General features: G+C 68.8%; 16 protein-coding genes and 1 tRNA gene. 7 read left to right on the top strand and 10 right to left on the bottom strand.

Translation table 11 applies throughout. The features are described 5' to 3' along the window. Positions 1–3: 3 nt before the first annotated feature. Entirely contained in the window at positions 4–681 is a 678-nt protein-coding gene (locus AX692_RS09485) for a Fe2+-dependent dioxygenase (RefSeq protein ID WP_073974303.1), read from the top strand. Here AX692_RS09485 and AX692_RS09480 read toward each other — a convergent pair. The 4 genes from AX692_RS09480 to sppA form a co-directional block, all read right to left on the bottom strand. Further along, entirely contained in the window at positions 655–1,401 is a 747-nt protein-coding gene (locus tag AX692_RS09480; RefSeq protein WP_073974306.1) for a hypothetical protein, read from the bottom strand. The genes AX692_RS09485 and AX692_RS09480 overlap by 27 nt on opposite strands. Before the next feature lie 55 nt (positions 1,402–1,456). Continuing rightward, the gene (locus tag AX692_RS09475) at positions 1,457–4,081 is read right to left on the bottom strand and encodes a M14 family metallopeptidase (protein ID WP_230960774.1); all 2,625 of its coding nucleotides are present in this window, start codon (positions 4,079–4,081) and stop codon (positions 1,457–1,459) included. Between the two features lie 172 nt (positions 4,082–4,253). Next, positions 4,254–4,328: transfer RNA gene (locus AX692_RS09470), tRNA-Val, on the bottom strand. Between the two features lie 87 nt (positions 4,329–4,415). Further along, positions 4,416–6,320, bottom strand: coding sequence for a signal peptide peptidase SppA (sppA, locus tag AX692_RS09465; RefSeq protein ID WP_073973375.1), 1,905 nt, complete (start codon positions 6,318–6,320; stop codon positions 4,416–4,418). Positions 6,321–6,439: 119 nt separating this feature from the next. Between sppA and AX692_RS09460 the strand changes: the two genes are divergently transcribed. Continuing rightward, a complete protein-coding gene (locus tag AX692_RS09460; protein ID WP_073973372.1) occupies positions 6,440–7,456 on the top strand; it encodes an aspartate carbamoyltransferase catalytic subunit in 1,017 nt (338 codons plus the stop codon). Further along, positions 7,453–8,694 (top strand): dihydroorotase, encoded by a 1,242-nt coding sequence (locus AX692_RS09455; protein WP_073973373.1) that lies wholly within the window; start codon positions 7,453–7,455, stop codon positions 8,692–8,694. The genes AX692_RS09460 and AX692_RS09455 overlap by 4 nt, the downstream gene beginning before the upstream one ends. Before the next feature lie 69 nt (positions 8,695–8,763). On the opposite strand, the gene AX692_RS09450 is transcribed toward AX692_RS09455, so the two are convergent. The 3 genes from AX692_RS09450 to AX692_RS09440 all read right to left on the bottom strand — a co-directional run bounded on the left by AX692_RS09450 (position 8,764) and on the right by AX692_RS09440 (position 11,708). Beyond that, a complete protein-coding gene (locus tag AX692_RS09450) occupies positions 8,764–10,185 on the bottom strand; it encodes a tetratricopeptide repeat protein (protein WP_073973374.1) in 1,422 nt (473 codons plus the stop codon). Between the two features lie 65 nt (positions 10,186–10,250). Continuing rightward, positions 10,251–10,967, bottom strand: a complete 717-nt coding sequence (locus AX692_RS09445; protein ID WP_073977213.1) for a hypothetical protein — start codon at positions 10,965–10,967, stop codon at positions 10,251–10,253. 18 nt (positions 10,968–10,985) lie between these two features. Then, the gene (locus tag AX692_RS09440) at positions 10,986–11,708 is read right to left on the bottom strand and encodes a ParA family protein (protein WP_073977214.1); all 723 of its coding nucleotides are present in this window, start codon (positions 11,706–11,708) and stop codon (positions 10,986–10,988) included. Between the two features lie 284 nt (positions 11,709–11,992). On the opposite strand from AX692_RS09440, the gene AX692_RS09435 reads away from it, so the two are divergent. The 4 genes from AX692_RS09435 (at position 11,993) to bfr (ending at position 15,344) form a co-directional block, all read left to right on the top strand. Beyond that, a complete protein-coding gene (locus AX692_RS09435) occupies positions 11,993–13,060 on the top strand; it encodes an SPOR domain-containing protein (RefSeq protein ID WP_330997332.1) in 1,068 nt (355 codons plus the stop codon). Positions 13,061–13,157: 97 nt separating this feature from the next. Next, positions 13,158–14,447 carry a DUF418 domain-containing protein gene (locus tag AX692_RS09430; protein ID WP_073977215.1) on the top strand — a complete coding sequence of 430 codons (1,290 nt, stop codon included), beginning with the start codon at positions 13,158–13,160 and terminating at the stop codon, positions 14,445–14,447. Between the two features lie 74 nt (positions 14,448–14,521). Next, positions 14,522–14,722 (top strand): (2Fe-2S)-binding protein, encoded by a 201-nt coding sequence (locus AX692_RS09425; RefSeq protein ID WP_073977216.1) that lies wholly within the window; start codon positions 14,522–14,524, stop codon positions 14,720–14,722. 139 nt (positions 14,723–14,861) lie between these two features. Then, a complete protein-coding gene (bfr, locus tag AX692_RS09420) occupies positions 14,862–15,344 on the top strand; it encodes a bacterioferritin (protein ID WP_073977217.1) in 483 nt (160 codons plus the stop codon). 82 nt (positions 15,345–15,426) lie between these two features. Here bfr and AX692_RS09415 read toward each other — a convergent pair whose 3' ends face one another. The 3 genes from AX692_RS09415 to AX692_RS09405 form a co-directional block, all read right to left on the bottom strand. Continuing rightward, positions 15,427–15,915: a DUF2721 domain-containing protein gene (locus tag AX692_RS09415; RefSeq protein WP_073977218.1), complete on the bottom strand. Its 489-nt coding sequence runs from the start codon at positions 15,913–15,915 to the stop codon at positions 15,427–15,429. Between the two features lie 6 nt (positions 15,916–15,921). Next, positions 15,922–17,334: a ribosome biogenesis GTPase Der gene (gene der, locus AX692_RS09410; RefSeq protein WP_073977219.1), complete on the bottom strand. Its 1,413-nt coding sequence runs from the start codon at positions 17,332–17,334 to the stop codon at positions 15,922–15,924. A 63-nt stretch (positions 17,335–17,397) separates the two neighbouring features. Beyond that, positions 17,398–17,706, bottom strand: a complete 309-nt coding sequence (locus tag AX692_RS09405; RefSeq protein WP_073977220.1) for a DUF3297 family protein — start codon at positions 17,704–17,706, stop codon at positions 17,398–17,400. Positions 17,707–17,824: the final 118 nt, after the last annotated feature.

Genomic DNA, 17,824 nt, shown 5'->3' with positions numbered 1-17,824 from the left:
GCGATGATCCTCGCTGTCCACGCCATCCCCGAGGCAGACCGCCTCGCTGCCATTCATGACCGGATCGCGCTGCTCAGCTGGCGCGACGGGCGCGAGACCGCGGGTGCGGTGGCGCGGGAGGTCAAGCGCAACGAGCAGGCGGCGATGGACTCCACCGCAGGACGCTCGCTGACCGAGGAGATCACGCGGCTGCTCGCCGAGCATCCGGTGATCCGCGCCGCAGCGCAGCCGCGGCGCTTCTCGCACCTGTTGATCAGCAGGACCGGCGAGAGCGGGGGCTACGGCGCGCACGTGGACAATGCGTTGATGGGAACGGGCGAGCGGCGGCTGCGCACCGACCTGTCCTTCACGCTCTTCCTTACCCCGCCCGGGGACTATGATGGCGGCGAGCTGGTGATCCATGCGGCGGGCATGACCCAGTCGGTCAAGGGCGAGCCCGGGCAGCTGGTGCTCTACCCCTCGGGCTCGATTCACGAGGTCAGGCCCGTGACGCGCGGCACGCGGATCGTGTGCGTGGGGTGGATCGAGAGCCTGATCGCCGATGCGAGCCAGCGCGAGCTGCTGTTCGATCTGGAGAACCTGCGCGCGTCCCTGCGGGCGCAGCTGCCGAGCCAGTCCGCCGAACTGCTGACGCTCGACAAGACCATCGCCAACCTATTGCGGATGTGGGTTCGTCCCTGACGCCTGCGCGGCCGGCCTGCGGGCGGCGGCCTTCTTCCCCTTCACGGTGAACCAGAGGATCAGGCTCACCCCGATGACGCTCGGCCCGGCCCAGATCGCGGGGTTGAAAACTTCCTCGGGAACGAGGCGAATGAGGCCGACCGAGAGGAAGGCGGTGTAGGCGGAGATGCCCATGCCGATCAGCGCGCGAAAGTGCTCGCCGATATGGGTGCCGCGCGGAAACTCGGTCCCGCGCCAGATGTAGCGCTGCTGGATCAGCATCGCGACGATCCCGATGAAGGCCACCAGCACCATCAGCGGATGGCCGACCTGCAAGCCATAAAAGCCGCACCACGCCCCCGTAAGCACCACCGCTGCGATCATTGCCTGATAGCGCGCGCTTCTCAGCGCCTTCCGGTCGCGGGCATGCTTCACAACGGCGAGGCCGTAATCGACAAAGCCGATCGTCAGCACGCCGAGATAGAGCATCATCCACCCGAACAGCCCGTCGAACAGCACGCGGTCGGTGATTTCGGGGTGGCGGTATTCGGGGCCGTAAAGCGACAGGAAGGCCATCGCGATGGCGAGCGCGCCCGCGCCGAGGAAGCCGTAGCACGCCGCGCGGCCCCACTTGCGGTGATTGGCCGCGCCCTTTCTCGTGACGATCGGCCCCCAGAACGCCGTCAGCCCCACCGCGCCGGTGGCGACATGGAGCACGACGAGCGCATCGAACAGCGTCATGCCCGGCAGCATGACACAACTCGTGTCAATCCGCTAGGACACTATCGCGCCCGGATCAGCGCACCCGCGAGGGCGCGACCAGCACCGCGTTGGCGATCATCAGGTCGAGCCCTTCGAGGAAGCCGCGGGTCGAGGGATCGTGGGCGAAGCCGATCACCAGCCCGCGCCCGGTCGGCTGCGCCATCAGGTAGGGCTTGTAGGCCATCTGGCGACGGTTCTCGTCCCACACATAGCCGCTGGCGATGAGGTTGCCGGGCGCGGCGAAGCGCACCGCATTGACGCCCTTGTCGCGCCCCAGGGGCGTGAAGATCTGCGTCCCCGTCGCCAGCACCACCGCGCCCTCGTCGTAACCGGCCGAGAGGAAGTGGTCGGGCTCGCCGACCACGTTGAGCAGCGCGCCCGGCAGCGTGTCGGGGAGCGCGGCGGGGTCCTTGATCGCCTCGCGGTATTCGGCGTCGCTGGTGATCGCCACCGCTTCGGCAAGGTCGCCCTTGTCGCCCCCGGCCTCGCCCGGATCGCGGCCCAGCGCGGCCTCGCGCTTCACGGCAAGGAGCGGATTGTCGCCGCTGCTGAAGGTCTCGAGGCTGTCGCCCACCGCCACCAGCACCCCGCCGCGCTGCACGAAGCTGCGCAGCGCGCGCTGCCCGCCCTCGCCGAGCTGGGCGGAAGGATCGCCCTCGGGCACCAGCACGACGTCGTAATCGGACAGGTCGGCGCGCGCTAGGCGGGCGGTGCGGATCGGGGTGACAGGCAGCCCGATCCGCTGTTCGAGCACGTAGCGCAGCGCGCCTGCCGATAGCTGCGAGATCCCGTCGTCCCACGCCACCGCGACGCGCGGCAGGGTGAGGCGCACGAAATGCTCGCTGCCGAGGTTCGGGCCGCTGTCGACCCACCCGCTTTCAAGGAAAACGGTCTGCGCCCCGATGTCCTGCGCCAACTCGGTGAGTCGCACCATCATCTCAGGCGTGTTGCTGCCTGCGGGGAAGACCACGGTGCCGCGCGGGAACTGGCGGCCGCCCGCAGCGAAGGCCTTGTCGGTGACGCGTCCATCGATCCCTTCGCGCAAGGCAAGGGTGACAAGCCGCGCCTGCCCGCTGTCGGTCCACGGCACGGCGATGGCGAAGGTGCCGCTGCCCTCGGCCTTGGGCGCAATCGGCGCGTCAGGGGCCAGCGCGTCGCCTCCGACCACGCCGTTGCACAGCGCCACGTCAACGCCCGCCATCGGCCCCACCGCCCATGCGGTCACATCATAGAGCTCGTGCGGCAGATCGACCGAGCGGCGGCGTTCCTGCTCGGCGAGGAAATCTGGCGGGAGCGGCGTGTCGCGGTCGAGCAGGCTGCGGATCAGCCGCGCGGCGGGCTGCGCCTGCGGCACGGCGAGGTAGCCGGCCGGATAGGACTTGCCGCAAACGCTCGCGCTGCCATCGCGGCGCAGCACGGTGATGCCCTGCGCGGCGAGGCGGCGCCCGAGCCGCTCCGCATTCCAGCGCCGCTTGCCGAGGTCGATCACATAGGTGCCTCTGCCCGCCGCGCCGCTGGCATTGCCCGCGCGGTAGGCGGCGAAATCGGACAGGAAACGCTGCGCATTGTCCGCCACCGCGCTCGCCGTGGCGAGGCTTGCCGAGAAGTGGTTGGCGATGCCGTCGGCATAGGTCAGCTCGGTCCCGTCGCGCCGCGCGAACACGAGCCCGCGCGCCGAGCCCTGTTCGTAAGTGCTGCCGATCGCCCCCTGATGCGCGTTCCAAGTGTCGCCATAACCGGGGTAGAACAGGTCATATACCTCTCTAGTGAAGTACGGCTCGCCGCGCGCATCGAAGGCGGCGGCGTTGTAGCGGCCGATCAGCTCGTAGGCGCGGATCTGCGCCGGGGTGAGGTTGGGGCTGAAGGGCTGGGCGGCGGGGCTGAAGAAGTAGGTCTCGTCCCCGCCCATCTCGTGGAGGTCGACCACGACCACCGGGTTCCATTCCCGGATCGCGGCGACCTTGCCGCGCGTCTCGGGCTGGGAGAGCGTGAACCAGTCGCGGTTCAGATCGAACATGTAGTGGTTCACCCGGCCCGAGGGCCAAGGCTCGTCGTGCTCGGCGGCCTGCCGGTCCGCATCGGGGGCAATACCGGTCGAGGCGAGGAAGTTGTTCACGAAGCGCGCCCGCCCGTCGGGGTTCTGCATCGGGTCGATGACGACGATGGTGCTGCCCATGATCTTGGCCGCTTTCGGATCATCCTTGGCGGCGAGCAGGTGATAGGCGGTCATCAGCGCGGCGTCGGTCGAGGAGATCTCGTTGCCGTGGACGCCATAGGCGAGCCACGTCACCGGCAGCGCGGTGCCGTTGCCCGCGCGCCCGGCGGCGATGTTCGCCATATCGGCGCGAATCGCCTCCAGTTTCGCCATGTTGGCGGGGGCCGAGAGCACGAGGTAGTAGAGCGGCCGCCCCTCCCAGCTGGTCGCATATTGCACCAGCTGCGTGCGGTCGGGCGCGGCGGCGACGAGGGCCTTCAGATAGGCATAGGCCTGGGCGGGCGAAGTGATCCGCGCGCCCGGCGCATGGCCCACGGTCGCGATCAGCGTCGGGATCGCGGGATCGAACTGCCCCTCGGCATAGGACTGCGCAGCGGCCGGCGCGGCGAAGCCACACATCACGAGGAGCATGAGGCACCAGCCCCGGATTGTGTCGCGCATCATCAGTTCCCGTTTGGCCGCAAGAAGCAAGGTTGACGGGCTTGCCGCGAACACCGGCACGCGGTCAAGCGGGGAGGGGCGAATGACGAAGGATGCAAGGGTGGATCAGGGGGGACGGCAAATCACCGCCCGGCGCGTGCCGCGCCATTCCCGCAGAAACCGGATTGTGCAGAAATGGTGGGCGCGACAGGGATTGAACCTGTGACCCCACCCGTGTGAAGGGTGTGCTCTACCGCTGAGCTACGCGCCCGTCCTCATGGCCTGTGGCCCGGACAGGGGCGCGCCATTAATCGGGTCGGGCGCCCTTGGCAAGCACCTGCGGTGATCCTCGTGCGATTTAGCTTCCCGCGAGCCACGCGAGCAGCGCCAGCATCCCTTCCGGGCGCTGCGTCGCTGCGACGGGCTTGATACCCCCGGCGTCGAGCGGGGCGGGGCAGGTGAGGCAATAGGCCTGCACGCCGCGCGTGCCCAGCAGCCGCTCGGCATCGCGGGCGATGCGCGTGCCCAGCGCCTGCGAGCGCATCGCGGTCAGCGCGAAAATGTCGGCCGCCGGGGCCGAGCGCGCCTTGCCCGCTTCGCTGGTGACCAACTGGCGGATCAGCGAATCGTAATTCGCGTCCTTCTCGCCGAGATAGACCGTGTGCCACTCGCCCTTCTTCGCGCCCGCCTTGGCCGCCGCCCATTCGAGCGCTTCGGCAAGCCCGCCGAATTCGTCGACGAGGCCGAGCTGGCGCGCCGTGCCGCCGTCCCACACCTGGCCTTGCGCGATCTGGTCGACGCGGGAGACCGGCAGCTTGCGCGCGCCCGAGACCAGCCTGAGGAAGTCCTGATAGGTTCCTCCGATCGAGGTCTGGAGCAGCGTGTCCATCGTCGGCGAGAAACCGCCGATGATGTCGGGCTGGCCCGAAAGCTCGGTGGTGCGATAGCCGTCGGCCGTGACACCGAGGCGCGCGGCGGCGTTCTCGAAGGTGGGGATCACGGCATAGACCCCGATCGATCCGGTGATCGTCTCGGGCTCGGCGAAGATGCGTTCGCCCGGGGTCGCGACCCAGTAGCCGCCGCTCGCGGCCAGATTGGCCATCGACACCGCGACCGGGATCTTGAGGTCGCGGAAGCGCGCGATCGCGCGGCGGATTTCCTCCGAGGCGCTGACCGAGCCGCCCGGCGAATCCACCCGCACCACCAGCGCGGCCAGATCGTCGTCCAAGGCCTCGTCGAGCAGCTCGGCGATGCGCGTGCCGCCCGCAGTGCCCGGCCCCGCGTCGCCGTCGACGATCTCGCCGGCGATCGTGATCACGCCGATCACCTTGCCCTTCCTGATCTGGCCGAGGTCCGCGAGATAGGCGGGAAGATCGCTCGATGCATAGGTGCCGGGGCGCTCGCTCCAGGGGTCCTTGCCCGCGAGTTCGGCCACCCGCGCGCCGAAGGCCACGCGGTCGCCGAGCTTGTCGACCAGCCCGGCAGCCTGCGCCGCCTTGGCCATGTCCCCGCCCGAACTGGCGATCCATGCCGCCGGATCGCCGGTGATCTTCGCCAGCTGCAACTTGGGCCGCGCGCGGGTGACGCTTGCCTTGTATTCCTCCCACAGCGCCCCGTAGAGCCCGCCGATATTGGCGCGCGCCTCCTCCGACATCCCGGAGCGGGTATAGGGTTCGACCCCGGACTTGAACGCGCCGACGCGGTAGACCCGCGCATTGACGCTGAGCTTTTCGAGCAGGCCTGCGTAATAGAGATTGCTGCCGCCCGGTCCGGCGATCACCGCCATGCCCTGCGGATCGAGCCACACCTCGCTCGCGTGGGAGGCCAGCAGCATGTGATCGTCGGCATAGGCCATGGCGAAGGTCAGCACCGGCTTCTTGGCCTTGCGCACCCGGTCCATCGCCTCGGCGATCTCCTTGAGGTGCACCTGCCCGCCGCCGAGGAAGGTGGTCATGTCGAGCACCACCGCCTTGATCCGCGCATCCGTGGTGGCGGCATCCAGAGCGCGCACCACGTCGCGCGCGCGGGTCTCATCGAGCGGGGCCTCGCGCGCGAGCAGTGCGGCGAAGGGGTCGAGCGTGCTCTTCTCCTCGACGATGATGCCCGCAAGATCGATCAGCAGCGCCCCGTCGCGCACCTGTCCCGCGTTGGGGCGGGCCGAGAGGACGCCGAACAGCGCGACGAAGAACAGCAGCATGAACAGGAGGACAAGCCCGTCCTTGATCCCGACGAGGATCTTCCAAACCTTGCCCACGAAGCTCATCCCGATGTCCCTTTTGCCTTGGCGCATGCGATGTAGGGTCTTTGGCCCCCAAGTTCTATCGGAAAGCTTACGGCGCGGGGTTGAGCGGCGGATGCGGCTCGACTAAGGGCGTGGCTTTAATGACATCGACGCCATCTCCCGCCCCCGAGGGCCGCTTTCCGCACGGAAGGCTGGCTTTCCCGCACCGCGATCTCACCGGCATCGGCAAGCTCGCGCGGCACGAGATCCTCTATCTGCTCGATCAGGCCGAGCAGTGGGTGGCGCTGAACCGCCAGAGCGCGAAGCACACCGATCTGCTGGGCGGTCTGACCATCATCAACGCCTTCTTCGAGAACTCGACGCGCACGCTGCTGAGCTTCGAGATCGCGGGCAAGCGGCTGGGGGCGGACGTGGTCAACATGCATGCCGCGACAAGCAGCGTGAAGAAGGGCGAGACGCTGATCGACACCGCGATCACGCTCAATGCGATGCGCGCCGATGCGATCGTGATCCGGCACGGCTCGTCCGGGGCGACCGGGTTGATCGCGGACAAGGTCGATTGTCCGGTGCTGAACGCGGGCGACGGGCAGCACGAACACCCGACACAGGCGCTGCTCGATGCCCTGACCCTGCGCCACGCGCTGGCCGAGCGGGGGGAGGGGGCGGAGGATTTCACCGGGCTGACGGTGACGATCTGCGGCGACATCCTGCACAGCCGGGTCGCGCGCTCGAACATCCTGTGCCTGACCGCATTGGGCGCCCGGGTGCGCGTCTGCGCGCCGCCCGCGCTGATGCCGCAGGGGGTCGAGGCGATGGGGGTCGAGGTGTTCCACAACTTCGACGCTGCCCTGGAAGGCGCGGAGGTGGTGATGATGCTGCGGCTCCAATCGGAACGGATGAGCGGGCAGTTCATCCTGTCCCCGCGCGAATATCGCCACCTCTATGGCCTGACCACGAGGCGCCTCGCGCTCGCCCGGCCCGATGCCCTGGTGATGCACCCCGGCCCGATGAACCGCGGAGTCGAGATCGACAGCGAGGTCGCCGATCTGGCCGGCCGCTCGCTGATCACCCGGCAGGTCGAGATGGGGGTCGCGATCCGCATGGCGTGCCTCGATATCCTGACCCGCGAGGCGCGCGGCGTGGAGGGCTGGGCATGAGGCAGGTGCAGCCGCTGACCATCACCAATGCCCGATTGGTCACTTCTGCGGGGGTAGTTGTCGGTGCATTGCGCTGTAATGACGGGGTGATTGACGCTGTTGGTGTGGATATCGCGCCGCATGATGGCGACGTCGTCGTCGACGCGCGCGGCAAGCTGCTCGCCCCCGGCCTCGTCGACCTTGGGGTGTTCGCGGTCGACAAGCCAGCCTTCCACTTCGGCGGAATCACCCGCGCCGCGCTGATGCCCGACCAGTCCCCGCCGCTCGATCTGCCGAGCCGGGTGGGCTTCATCGCCAAGAGCGGCAAGCCCGATCTGTGGGTGCACCCGCTCGCCGCGGCCACCCGCGGGATCGAGGGACGCGAGCTTGCCGAACTGGCGCTGATGCAGGATGCGGGCGCGAAAGCCGTGGCCACCGGGCGGCGCTGGATCGCCGATTCGGGCGTGATGCTGCGGCTGCTGCAATATGCCGCGATGCTCGGCCTCGTGGTCGTCACCCATGCCGAGGATGGGGGCCTCGTCGGAGAGGCCGCCGCCACGGCGGGCGAGATCGCCACCCGCCTCGGCCTCCCCGCCGCACCGGCCGAGGCCGAGGCGCTCGCCATCGCGCGCGATATCGCGCTGGCCGAACTCGCGGGCGCGCGGCTGCATATCCGGCAGGTGACGACCGCGAGAGGCTTCGATCTGGTGCGCGAGGCCAAGGCGCGCGGGCTTCCAGTGACCTGCGGGATCACTCCGGCACATTTCATGCTGTCCGATCTGGCCACCGCCGACTTCCGCACCTTCACCCGCCTCTCGCCCCCTCTGCGGGCCGAGGCCGACCGGCAGGCGGCGCTCGCCGCGATCGCCGAGGGGACGGTCGACGTGATCGCCAGCGGCCATGATCCGCGCGGGCCGGAAGACAAGCGCCTGCCCTTCGCCGATGCCGCGCCCGGCATGGCCGGGGCCGAGACGCTGCTCGCGATGGTTCTGGGGCTGGTGCGCGACGGGGTGATCGACACCCCCCGCGCCTTTGCGCTGCTGGCGACCAATCCCGCGCAGCTCCTCGGGGTGCCCGCGGGCGCGCTCGCCCAAGGTCTCGAGGCCGATCTCGCGCTGATCGATCCCGACGCGCCGTGGATCATCGATCGCCGCAAGATGGAAGCGACCGCCGACAACACCCCCTTCGACCGTCAGGGCGCGCAGGGGCGGGTGCTGGGCCTGTGGAAGGGCGGCGTCCGGCTGGGCGCGGGCGCATAAGAAAACTCCCGGACAGCGGCTGGCTGTCCGGGAGCAGGCTTGCTCATTCAGGAGAAAGCGTGCGCCGCATCAGCGGCTGCGCGAGGCGACCTGGACGTCGCGCTTGACCGCGCCCGCGGGGGGCGTCGAGCCGGCGTAGGCAAAGCAGCCGCGGCCCGCCGACTTGACCGTCCCGCACATCGCGCGCGCGCTCTGCGAGGTGAAGCCGTCGGCGGCGACGCGCCAGAAGGTGCGGCCGTTCACCATCGCCTCGGTGATCACGGGCTTGCGGTCCTTCAGCTGCGGAAACTTGGCTTGCAGCGTGCTCCAGCCGCGCAGCGCCTCGACCTTGCTGTCATAGGAGCCGAGCTGGACGAGGTGCGTGGCCGGGCCCTTCGGGGCCGGGACGGGAGCAACGGCAGCCGACGTCGCGGCCATGCGGCGCTGCGAAGCGGCCTGGGCGACGCGCGGGGCAGCGGGCGCCGCCGGCGCGCGCGCTGCGGCGGGCGCTGCCGGGAGCTGCTGGACGACCGGGTTCGAGACGAACTGGATCCCTGCGGGTTGGGGCGCGGCCGCAGCGAAGGTCACGGGAGCCGGTTCTGGCGCCGCCTCAGGGGCGGGCGCAGGCGCGGCGAAGGCGGCTGCGAAGGTCGCGGAGGGGGCCGGATCGACCATCTGCACCGGCTCGGCCATCGGCTCCGCCGCGGCCATCGCGACATCGGCGTCGACGTCGACTTCGGCAGGGGCCGCCGCGACGGTCATCTCCTGCGCCGGGAAGTTGGCGAGCGCGAGGTGCTGGGGCTGGCCGGCATCGGCGCGCGGGAGCACGTCGAGCAGCGCGGCAACCCGCTGCGGCGCCAACTCGGGAGCGCTCATCCGGGCCCACTGGGCAAGGCGCGCTTCGAGCTGGTCGGCGGGCACGTCCTCGGCCGCCATCACGCGGGCCGCGCGCCAGTTGCCGGCGAGTGCATAGGCATAGGCGAGGTTCTGGCGCAGCTTGGGGGTCGCTTCATCGGCGCTGCGGACGCCGTTGACCAGCACGCCCACACCACGTTCGGGCTGGCCGGCGAGCGCCAGGGCCAGGCCGAGATCGGCCGGGTCGATGACCGCCGAATAATCGTCGAGCATCGCCGCGGCGCCGCGCGAATCGCCGGTCGCGATCTTGGCGAGCGCGAAGCTCAGCACGGTGCGCGGGTTGTTGTCACCCAGCGCGATCGCATCGCCGAAAGTGGTCGCGGCGGATTCGAAGCGACCCGCCTCGAGATAGGCCGCGCCCAGCAGCGCGCGATAGCCGGAATTGCGCCCGTCGGCCTGCACCGCCTCTTCGGCGTGCTTGATGGCCTTTTCGACCTTGCCCTTGGCGAGCGCTTCCTGCGCGTTCTCGAAGGAGGCCTCGGCACGCGGCGCGGCCGAGGCCGGCGCGCCGGCGAAGGCCAGTCCTGCGATCGCGGTGGTCACGGCCAGCGCGAGCCGCGGCGAATTCTTCCGTCCGGTGGTGATGCTGCGGTCCATGGTCAAAGTCCCCCGTAGATCCTGTTGGTTCACGTCGTGGTGGTGGTGGTCGTGGCGGCGGGCGCTCAGTGGCGCTTCAGGTGATTGGCGATGATGTCGAGCTCGTCATATTCGGCGAGCAGTCGGTCCAATGCCTCGGTCACGAGCACCTGGGCGCTGACGCCCTGCATGGTCGCGGCAAGGCGCAGCTTGAGGTGGCGGTCGGCATCGAGCCGCAGGGTGAAGGCGGCGCGGCGGCCGCTTTGGACGGCGGGCACGCGGGGCTTGGCAGCAGCGCGGCTGGGCGTTGCGGCGGGCGCGGGCTCCGGGTCGGGCAGGGCGATGTGTGGGGCGAGCGGCGAATAGATCGCGGTGCCGTCCGCTTCCTCGCCCTCTTCATCCTCGTCGTAATCGTAATCGGCAGCGTCGAAGGCCTCGCCGTAGAGCGATTCCTCTTCTTCTTCCCCGTCCTCGTATTCGTCGTATTCGTCGGTCTCGGGGCCGGTCATCGCCGCATCGGCGAGCACGCGCTCCTCGAGGCGGCGTTGCTGGCGACGCACGATCGGGCCAGGGCCCGCAGTGGTCGGGCCGACGGCGAGATCGGCGCTGATCGGCACGATCTGCGCCCCGCCGTCACTGTCCGATTCGCCCATGTCGTTCCAGCCGAGATCCTCGAGCGCTTCCTCGGGCACGACTGCTTCCTCGGCCACCAGCGGCGCGACCTGCGGGCGCATCGCGGGCTTGGCGCCGCCCTTGCGGGCCAGCAGCGAGGGGCCGAGCGAGGCAAATCCTGGTTCCGACATGGCCGTTCGCGCCCGCGCTTACTGCGCGACCCGGCGGCCGAAACCGCCCGCGGGACGCGGCACGCCGCCAAGCTGCTGGCCGACGCCGTTGGGCGCTGCGGCAAACACGGTGCGGCGGAAGTTCTTTTCGAGCCGGTCGGCAATGTAGCGCCACAGCGCGGCGATCTCTGCGGCCGAGCGGCTTTCCGGATCGACTTCCATCACCGTGCGGCCATCGATCATCGAGGCGGCGAAATCGGTGCGGTGGTGGAGCGTGATCGGAGCGACGGTGCCGTGCTGCGACAGAGCGACTGCGGCTTCCGAGGTGATCTTGGCCTTGGGGGTGGCCGCGTTGACGACGAACACCAGAGGCTTGCCCGCACGCTCGCACAGGTCGACCGTGGCGCCCACGGCGCGCAGATCGTGCGGGGAGGGGCGGGTCGGCACGACGATCAGTTCGGCGACCGAGATCACCGACTGGATCGCCATGGTGATGGCCGGCGGGGTATCGATCACCGCGAGCTTGAAGCCCTGCTGGCGCAGGACCGCAAGGTCGTTGGCAAGCCGCGCGACGGTGGTCTGGGCGAAGGCGGGATATTCCGCCTCGCGCTCGTTCCACCAATCGGCGAGGCTCCCTTGCGGGTCGATGTCGATCAGCACCACCGGGCCGGCGCCTGCGCGCTGGGCCTGGACGGCGAGATGTCCGGACAGGGTGGTCTTGCCCGATCCACCTTTCTGCGATGCCAAAGCGAGTACACGCAACGCCTGGGTCCCCCATGGATTGAACCGCTGCGCAGCTGCCCTATTGCAGCGCCCGACAACGGCTGGATGGACACGGGATCGCAGGATACCCCTAATTTAGAGTTAACATGCTGGCCGCGCTCGCAATCGCCGTCGGGTTCGGCAAGCCGGCCCGAGTCCGCCGCACTTGGCCGGAGGGACGGGCAACCATTTGCTAACCGTGATCGGCTAAGCAGTGCCCGGCTTTGTTTTTGCTCACGCTCCTCTCAGCACCAGCAGGCGAGACACGATCGATGGCACGGTTCATGATGGCAGGATCCAGGAAGGCGATTTTCGGAGGCGCGGCGCTGGCCGGCACGCTGCTGGCGGCGGCCCCCGCGTTCGCGGACGTGAAGGCCGGGGTCGACGCCTGGAGCGCGGGCGATTTCAGCCGCGCCGTGGTCGAATGGCAGGGCCCGGCTGCGGCCGGCGATCCCGACGCGCTGTTCAACCTTGCGCAGGCCTACCGGCTCGGACGCGGGGTCGAGATCGACAATGCGCGCGCGCGCCAGCTCTATGAGCAGGCCGCGAGCCTCGGCCATGTGAAGGCCGCCGACAATTACGGGCTGATGCTGTTCCAGGAAGGCGAGCAGCAGAAGGCCATGCCGCTGATCCAGGCCGCCGCCGACCGCGGCGATCCGCGCGCGCAATATGTGCTGGGCCTGTCGCACTTCAATGCCGACTATGCCCCGCGCGACTGGACGCGCGCCTATGCGCTGATGACGCTGGCGAACTCGGCCGGCCTGCCGCAGGCGGGCGAGGCGCTCGCGCAGATGGACAAATACGTGCCGCAAGCCCAGCGGGCGCAGGCCCAGTTGCTGGCGCGCGAGCTCGAGGCGGGGGCCCGCTCGCAGCGACAGTCCGAACTCGCCGCCGCCGAACTCGCCACCCGCCCGGAAGCTGCCGTGGTTCCGGCAGTGGCTGCGCCCCAGCCTGCCGCCAAGCCGCCGGTCGTGACTGTCGCTGCTGCCGCGCCCAAGCCGGCAGGCCTGCCGCCCGCACCGCGGCCGATTGGCCCCGCTCCGGCGCAGGTCACGCTCGCCTCGGCCCCCAAGGGCTCGACCGTCACCCCGGTTCCGGCCGCGCTCGCTCCGCGCAAGCAGGGCAGCTGGCGCGTGCAGCTCGGCGCCTTCGGCGTCGCGAGCAATGCCGACAAGCTGTGGAGCCAGGTCGGCGGCCATGCCGCGCTTGCCGGGACCCGCAAGACGCTGGTGCCCTCGGGCGGCCTCACCCGCTTGCTCGCCTCCGGCTTTTCGAGCGAATCCGAAGCGGGCCGCGCCTGCGCCGCCCTGAAGCGCGAGGGCAAGGCCTGCGTGGTAGCCGGGCAGGGCTGAGGCGCCGGAGCGCCGCCCCGCATCGACGGGCGGCACTTCCCAAGCCTTCGCGATGCGCTAATCTCCCCGGGCAATTTACCGGCTTGGGGGATCAGCCATGAACGAGACTTTCGCTGCGGACGCAGCATCCGGCGAGGCGGCGGGGGACGATGTCGCGCCGGTCGCCGCCACCTCGCGCATCGACACGCTTGATTTCATCCGCGGCATTGCGGTGATGGGCATCCTGTGGGCCAATATCGTCGCCTTCGGGCAGCCGATGCTGGCCTATTTCACGCCCGGCAAGTTCCTCGTGCCCACCGGCGATCCCGGGGGCTGGATGTGGATCGTCCAGTTCATCCTGATCGATGGCAAGATGCGCGGGCTGTTCACCGTGCTGTTCGGCGCGGGGATGGTGCTGTTCATGGAGAAGGCCTGGGCGCGCGGCGCGACGCGCTGGCTACAGGCGTGGCGGCTCGTCCTGCTGCTCGGCTTCGGGCTCATTCATTTCTACTTCATCTGGTTCGGCGACATCCTGTCGGGCTACGCGATCCTCGGGCTGATCGCGCTCACCTGCATGAAATGGCGCGCCAAGACCCAGCTCATGGTCGGCCTTGCGGGCTACATGCTGGGCGTGGTGTTCTATGCCTTCCTGATCTTCCCCTGGCTGATCGTCAGCACCGACCTCGGCACCTCGTCACCCGAGTTTGCCGAGCAGCGCGCCGGGATGATCGCCCAGATACAGGAACAGATCGCCGGGCAGGAGCCGGTCAACGCTGCGATCGCCTCGGGCGATTACGCCGCGCTGGTTGCTCACCGCATCGGCGAGGATGGGCTCGATCCCTTCACCAACGCCTTCCTGTTCGGGTTCGAGACGCTGCCGCTGATGCTGATCGGCATGGCGCTCTACAGCCTCGGCTTCTTCTCGGGCGGCGTTCAGCGCAGCAAGCTGGTGCTGTGGGGGTGGATCGGCGTCGTCGCGGGCGGCGCGGCGCATCTCGTCATCGGGCTGGTGATGCAGGCCGACGGGTTCAGCTTCTTCGGCACGCAGGCAGCCTTCCTCGGCATGAGCGCCCTGCCGCGGCTGTGGATGGTGCTGGGGCTAGCCGCGCTGCTGGTCGCCCATGCGCCGTCCGCGACCGGCTGGCTGGGCGACCGCATCCGCGCCGCGGGGCGCGCGGCCTTCACCAATTACCTCGGCACCTCGATCGTGATGATGTTCGTCTTCCACGGCTGGGCGCTGGGGCTGTTCGGCCAACTGAACCGCCCGCAGCTCTACATCGTGGTGGTGCTGGCGTGGATCGTGATGCTGGCGTGGTCGAAGCCGTGGCTCGAGCGGTTCAACTACGGCCCGCTCGAATGGCTGTGGCGCTGCCTGACCTATCGGCGGCTATTTCCGCTGCGGCGGTGATTCCCCCTTGTTATTGAGAATAGTTCGCATACATTGCCTCCTGCAAACGCTTCGCAGGAAAGATTCGCGCACTCATGTACATCTGCATCTGCAATGCCATCCGTGAGAATGATTTGCGCAAAGCCGCCCTCACCTGCGATGGCGATGCCGAGGCGACCTATGCCTGCCTCGGCAAGCGCCCCAATTGCGGCCAGTGCCTTGAAGAGGCGCAGGAAATCATCGACGCCGAACGTGCGGCGGCGCGTTGCGATTTCCTCGCAGTAGAGGCCGCCTGACCCGCGATTGCGAACGCCTCGCAACCTGCTGATTCATAACGAATTTTGACACCCGCCCCCTTGCGGACAGGCCCCGGCAGCGTCTAGAATGACGCCGTTGCCGCCAACCGGCTTTGACATTTCGCAAAGGACATTCCCCATGAAGGGCGACCAGAAGGTCATCGACTATCTCAACCAGGCGCTCACCAACGAGCTGACCGCGATCAACCAGTACTGGCTGCACTACCGCGTGCTCGACAACTGGGGCCTCAAGAAGCTCGCCGCCTATGAGCGCCACGAGAGCATCGAGGAGATGGAGCACGCCGACAAGCTTGCCGAGCGCATCCTGTTCCTCGAGGCGCTGCCCAATTTCCAAGCAATCCACAAATTGAAGGTCGGCGAGAACGTCGAGGAGATCCTGCGCGCCGACCTCGCGCTCGAGAACGAGGCGATCCCGCTGCTTCGCGACGCGATCGAATATTGCGAGAGCGTGCGCGACTATGTCAGCCGCGAGCTGTTCGCCTACATCCTCAAGAACGAGGAGGAGCATGTCGACTTCATCGAGACCCAGTTCGAGCTGATCGAGCGCATGGGGCTGCACAATTATTGCCAGCTCCAGAGCCAGGCGGCAGGCGAGAGCTGAACGCCTAGGGGCTGCCCGCAAGCGGTGCACAAAAAAGGGGCAGCGCCGGTTGCGGCAGCTGCCCCTTCTTGCTTCGCGGTGTCTATTCGCCGGGCAGGTCCACGCCCATCGCCGCCAGCCGCGTTTCGCGCAGGAAGAACCACAGGCCGGTGACCAGCAGCACGATCGTCGTCACCCACATCCCGGCGATGACCGTGCCGATCTGCGCGGTGATATAGGCCGAAATGAACGAGAGGCCGATCACGAGGCTGATCATCACCGCGGCCGCAGTGGTGAACAGGATCGCGCCCTGCATCAGCTTGCGCCGACGCATCAGCCAGCCGAGCTCGCGCGCCTGTCTGGGAGTGCGATGATCCTCCATCTTGTCCTCGATCCGCTCGATCCGCTGGGCGATCCAGATCATCCGCGCCATGATGACGTTCATGATCGCGCCGATGCCGGACAGGAGGAAGGCCGGGGCAAGGCTGAGCTGCACCACCTGCTGCACCCGCGGCGCCGAGGCGGTGCGTTCGATGATCTCGAAGGCGAAGGGGGCCTGCACGGCGGCAGCGGCGAGGAGATCGGGGAGCATCGCCCGCTAGTCCTTGGCGTAGGGGTTCTTGTTGGCCTTGAGCGTCACGCGCACCGGCACCGCGTCGAAGCCGAGCTTGGCGCGGATGCCGTTGACGAGGTAGCGCTCGTAGCTCTTGGGGAGCAGATCGAGGCGCGTGCCGAAGATCACGAAGCGCGGCGGGCGGGTGCCGGCCTGGGTGATATAGCGCAGCTTGATGCGCTTGCCGCCCGGCGCCGGGGGCGGGTTGGCTTCCATCGCGTCGTCGAACCAGCGGTTGAGGGCCGAGGTGCTGACGCGCTTCGACCATGCCTCGCGGATTTCGAAGGCCCCGGCGAGCATCTGGTCGAGGCCCTTGCCGGTCTTGGCCGAGACCGCGAACAGCGGCAGCCCGCGCACCTGGGCAAGGCCATCATCGAGCGCGGCGCGGATGCCGTTGAACAGCTTGCTTGCGTCCTCGGCCACGTCCCATTTGTTGATCGCGATCATCAGCGCGCGGCCTTCCTCTAGCACGAGGCTGGCGATCTTGAGATCCTGGTGCTCGAGGCCCTGCGTCGCATCGAGCAGCAGCACCACCACCTCGGCAAAGTCCACCGCCCGGCGCGCGTCGGCCACGGACAGCTTTTCGAGCTTTTCGGTGACGTTCTTCTTCTTGCGCATCCCCGCGGTGTCGATCAGGCGGATCTCGCGCACCTCGCCCGTGCGGGGATCGGTCCATTGCCAGTCGATCGCGATCGAATCGCGGGTGATCCCGGCCTCGGGCCCGGTCAGCAGGCGGTCTTCGCCGAGCAGGCGGTTGATGAGCGTGGACTTGCCCGCATTGGGCCGCCCGACGATGGCGAGCTTCAGGGGGCCGGAGGGGCGATCCTCCTCGTCCATTTCCCGCAAGGCCGCGCGTTCGGCGTCGTTGGCCTCTTCCCACTCTTCCGCCTTGGCACCGATGATCGGCCACAGCCCGCCGAACAGGTCGGCGACGCCCTCGCCGTGTTCGGCCGAGATGCCGAGCGGTTCGCCAAGGCCCAGCGCATAGGCTTCCATGATTCCCGCCTCGGCGGCGTTGCCCTCGGCCTTGTTGGCGACCACCACCACCGGCACTTCCTGCTCGCGCAGATAGCGGGCGATTTCCTCGTCGAGCGGCGTGAGGCCCGCGCGCGCATCGACCACGAACAGCGCCGCGTCCGCGCCGGCAAGGCTCGCCTCGGTCTGCTTCCTCATCCGGCCGGGAAGCGAGAGCTCGTCCTCGTCCTCCCACCCGGCGGTGTCGACGATGGTGAAGTGCAGCCCCGCGATGTTGGCGTCGCCCATCCGGCGGTCGCGGGTCACCCCCGGCTGATCGTCGACCAGCGCGAGCTTCTTGCCCACCAGCCGGTTGAACAGCGTGGACTTGCCGACATTGGGTCGGCCGATGATGACGACTTCGGGTTTTTTGACGGGGGACATAACCCGCGCCAAGTGGGCGCAAATGCCGATTTTGGCAAGCGCGCCGCTTGTCCGCGGGTGGGCTTAGCCCTTTTTGGCGACCGGCGGGTTCTCGCCGAGGTCTTCGTACCACGCCTCGACCGGGCCGGTCAGCTTGATGGTGAGCGGCTGGCCCTTGCGGTCGACCGCCTTGCCCGCCTGCACCCGGACCCAGCCTTCGGAAATCGAATATTCCTCGATATCGGTGCGCACCCGGTCCTTGAAACGGATGCCGACCCCGCGCTGGAGCTTCTCGGCATCGAAGAAGGGGCTGCGCGGATTGACCGACAGGTGATCGGGCGGCACGTCGGCGCCAGACGTGGCGGGCGCGGTTTCGGGGGTTTCTTCGGTCATGGAGCGCGCCCTTATCGGGGGTTTGCGCCAGCATCAAGCGTGTTGCGCTTGCCCTTTTGGCGCGGGGGGGATAAGGGCGGCGGCTGATACGCGCGGGAGGCCACACGCTTCCCGCGCG

It is taken from the genome of Erythrobacter donghaensis, from assembly GCF_001557325.1.
GTDB lineage: Bacteria > Pseudomonadota > Alphaproteobacteria > Sphingomonadales > Sphingomonadaceae > Erythrobacter > Erythrobacter donghaensis_B.
This window is presented reverse-complemented; position numbering and strand designations above follow the sequence as displayed.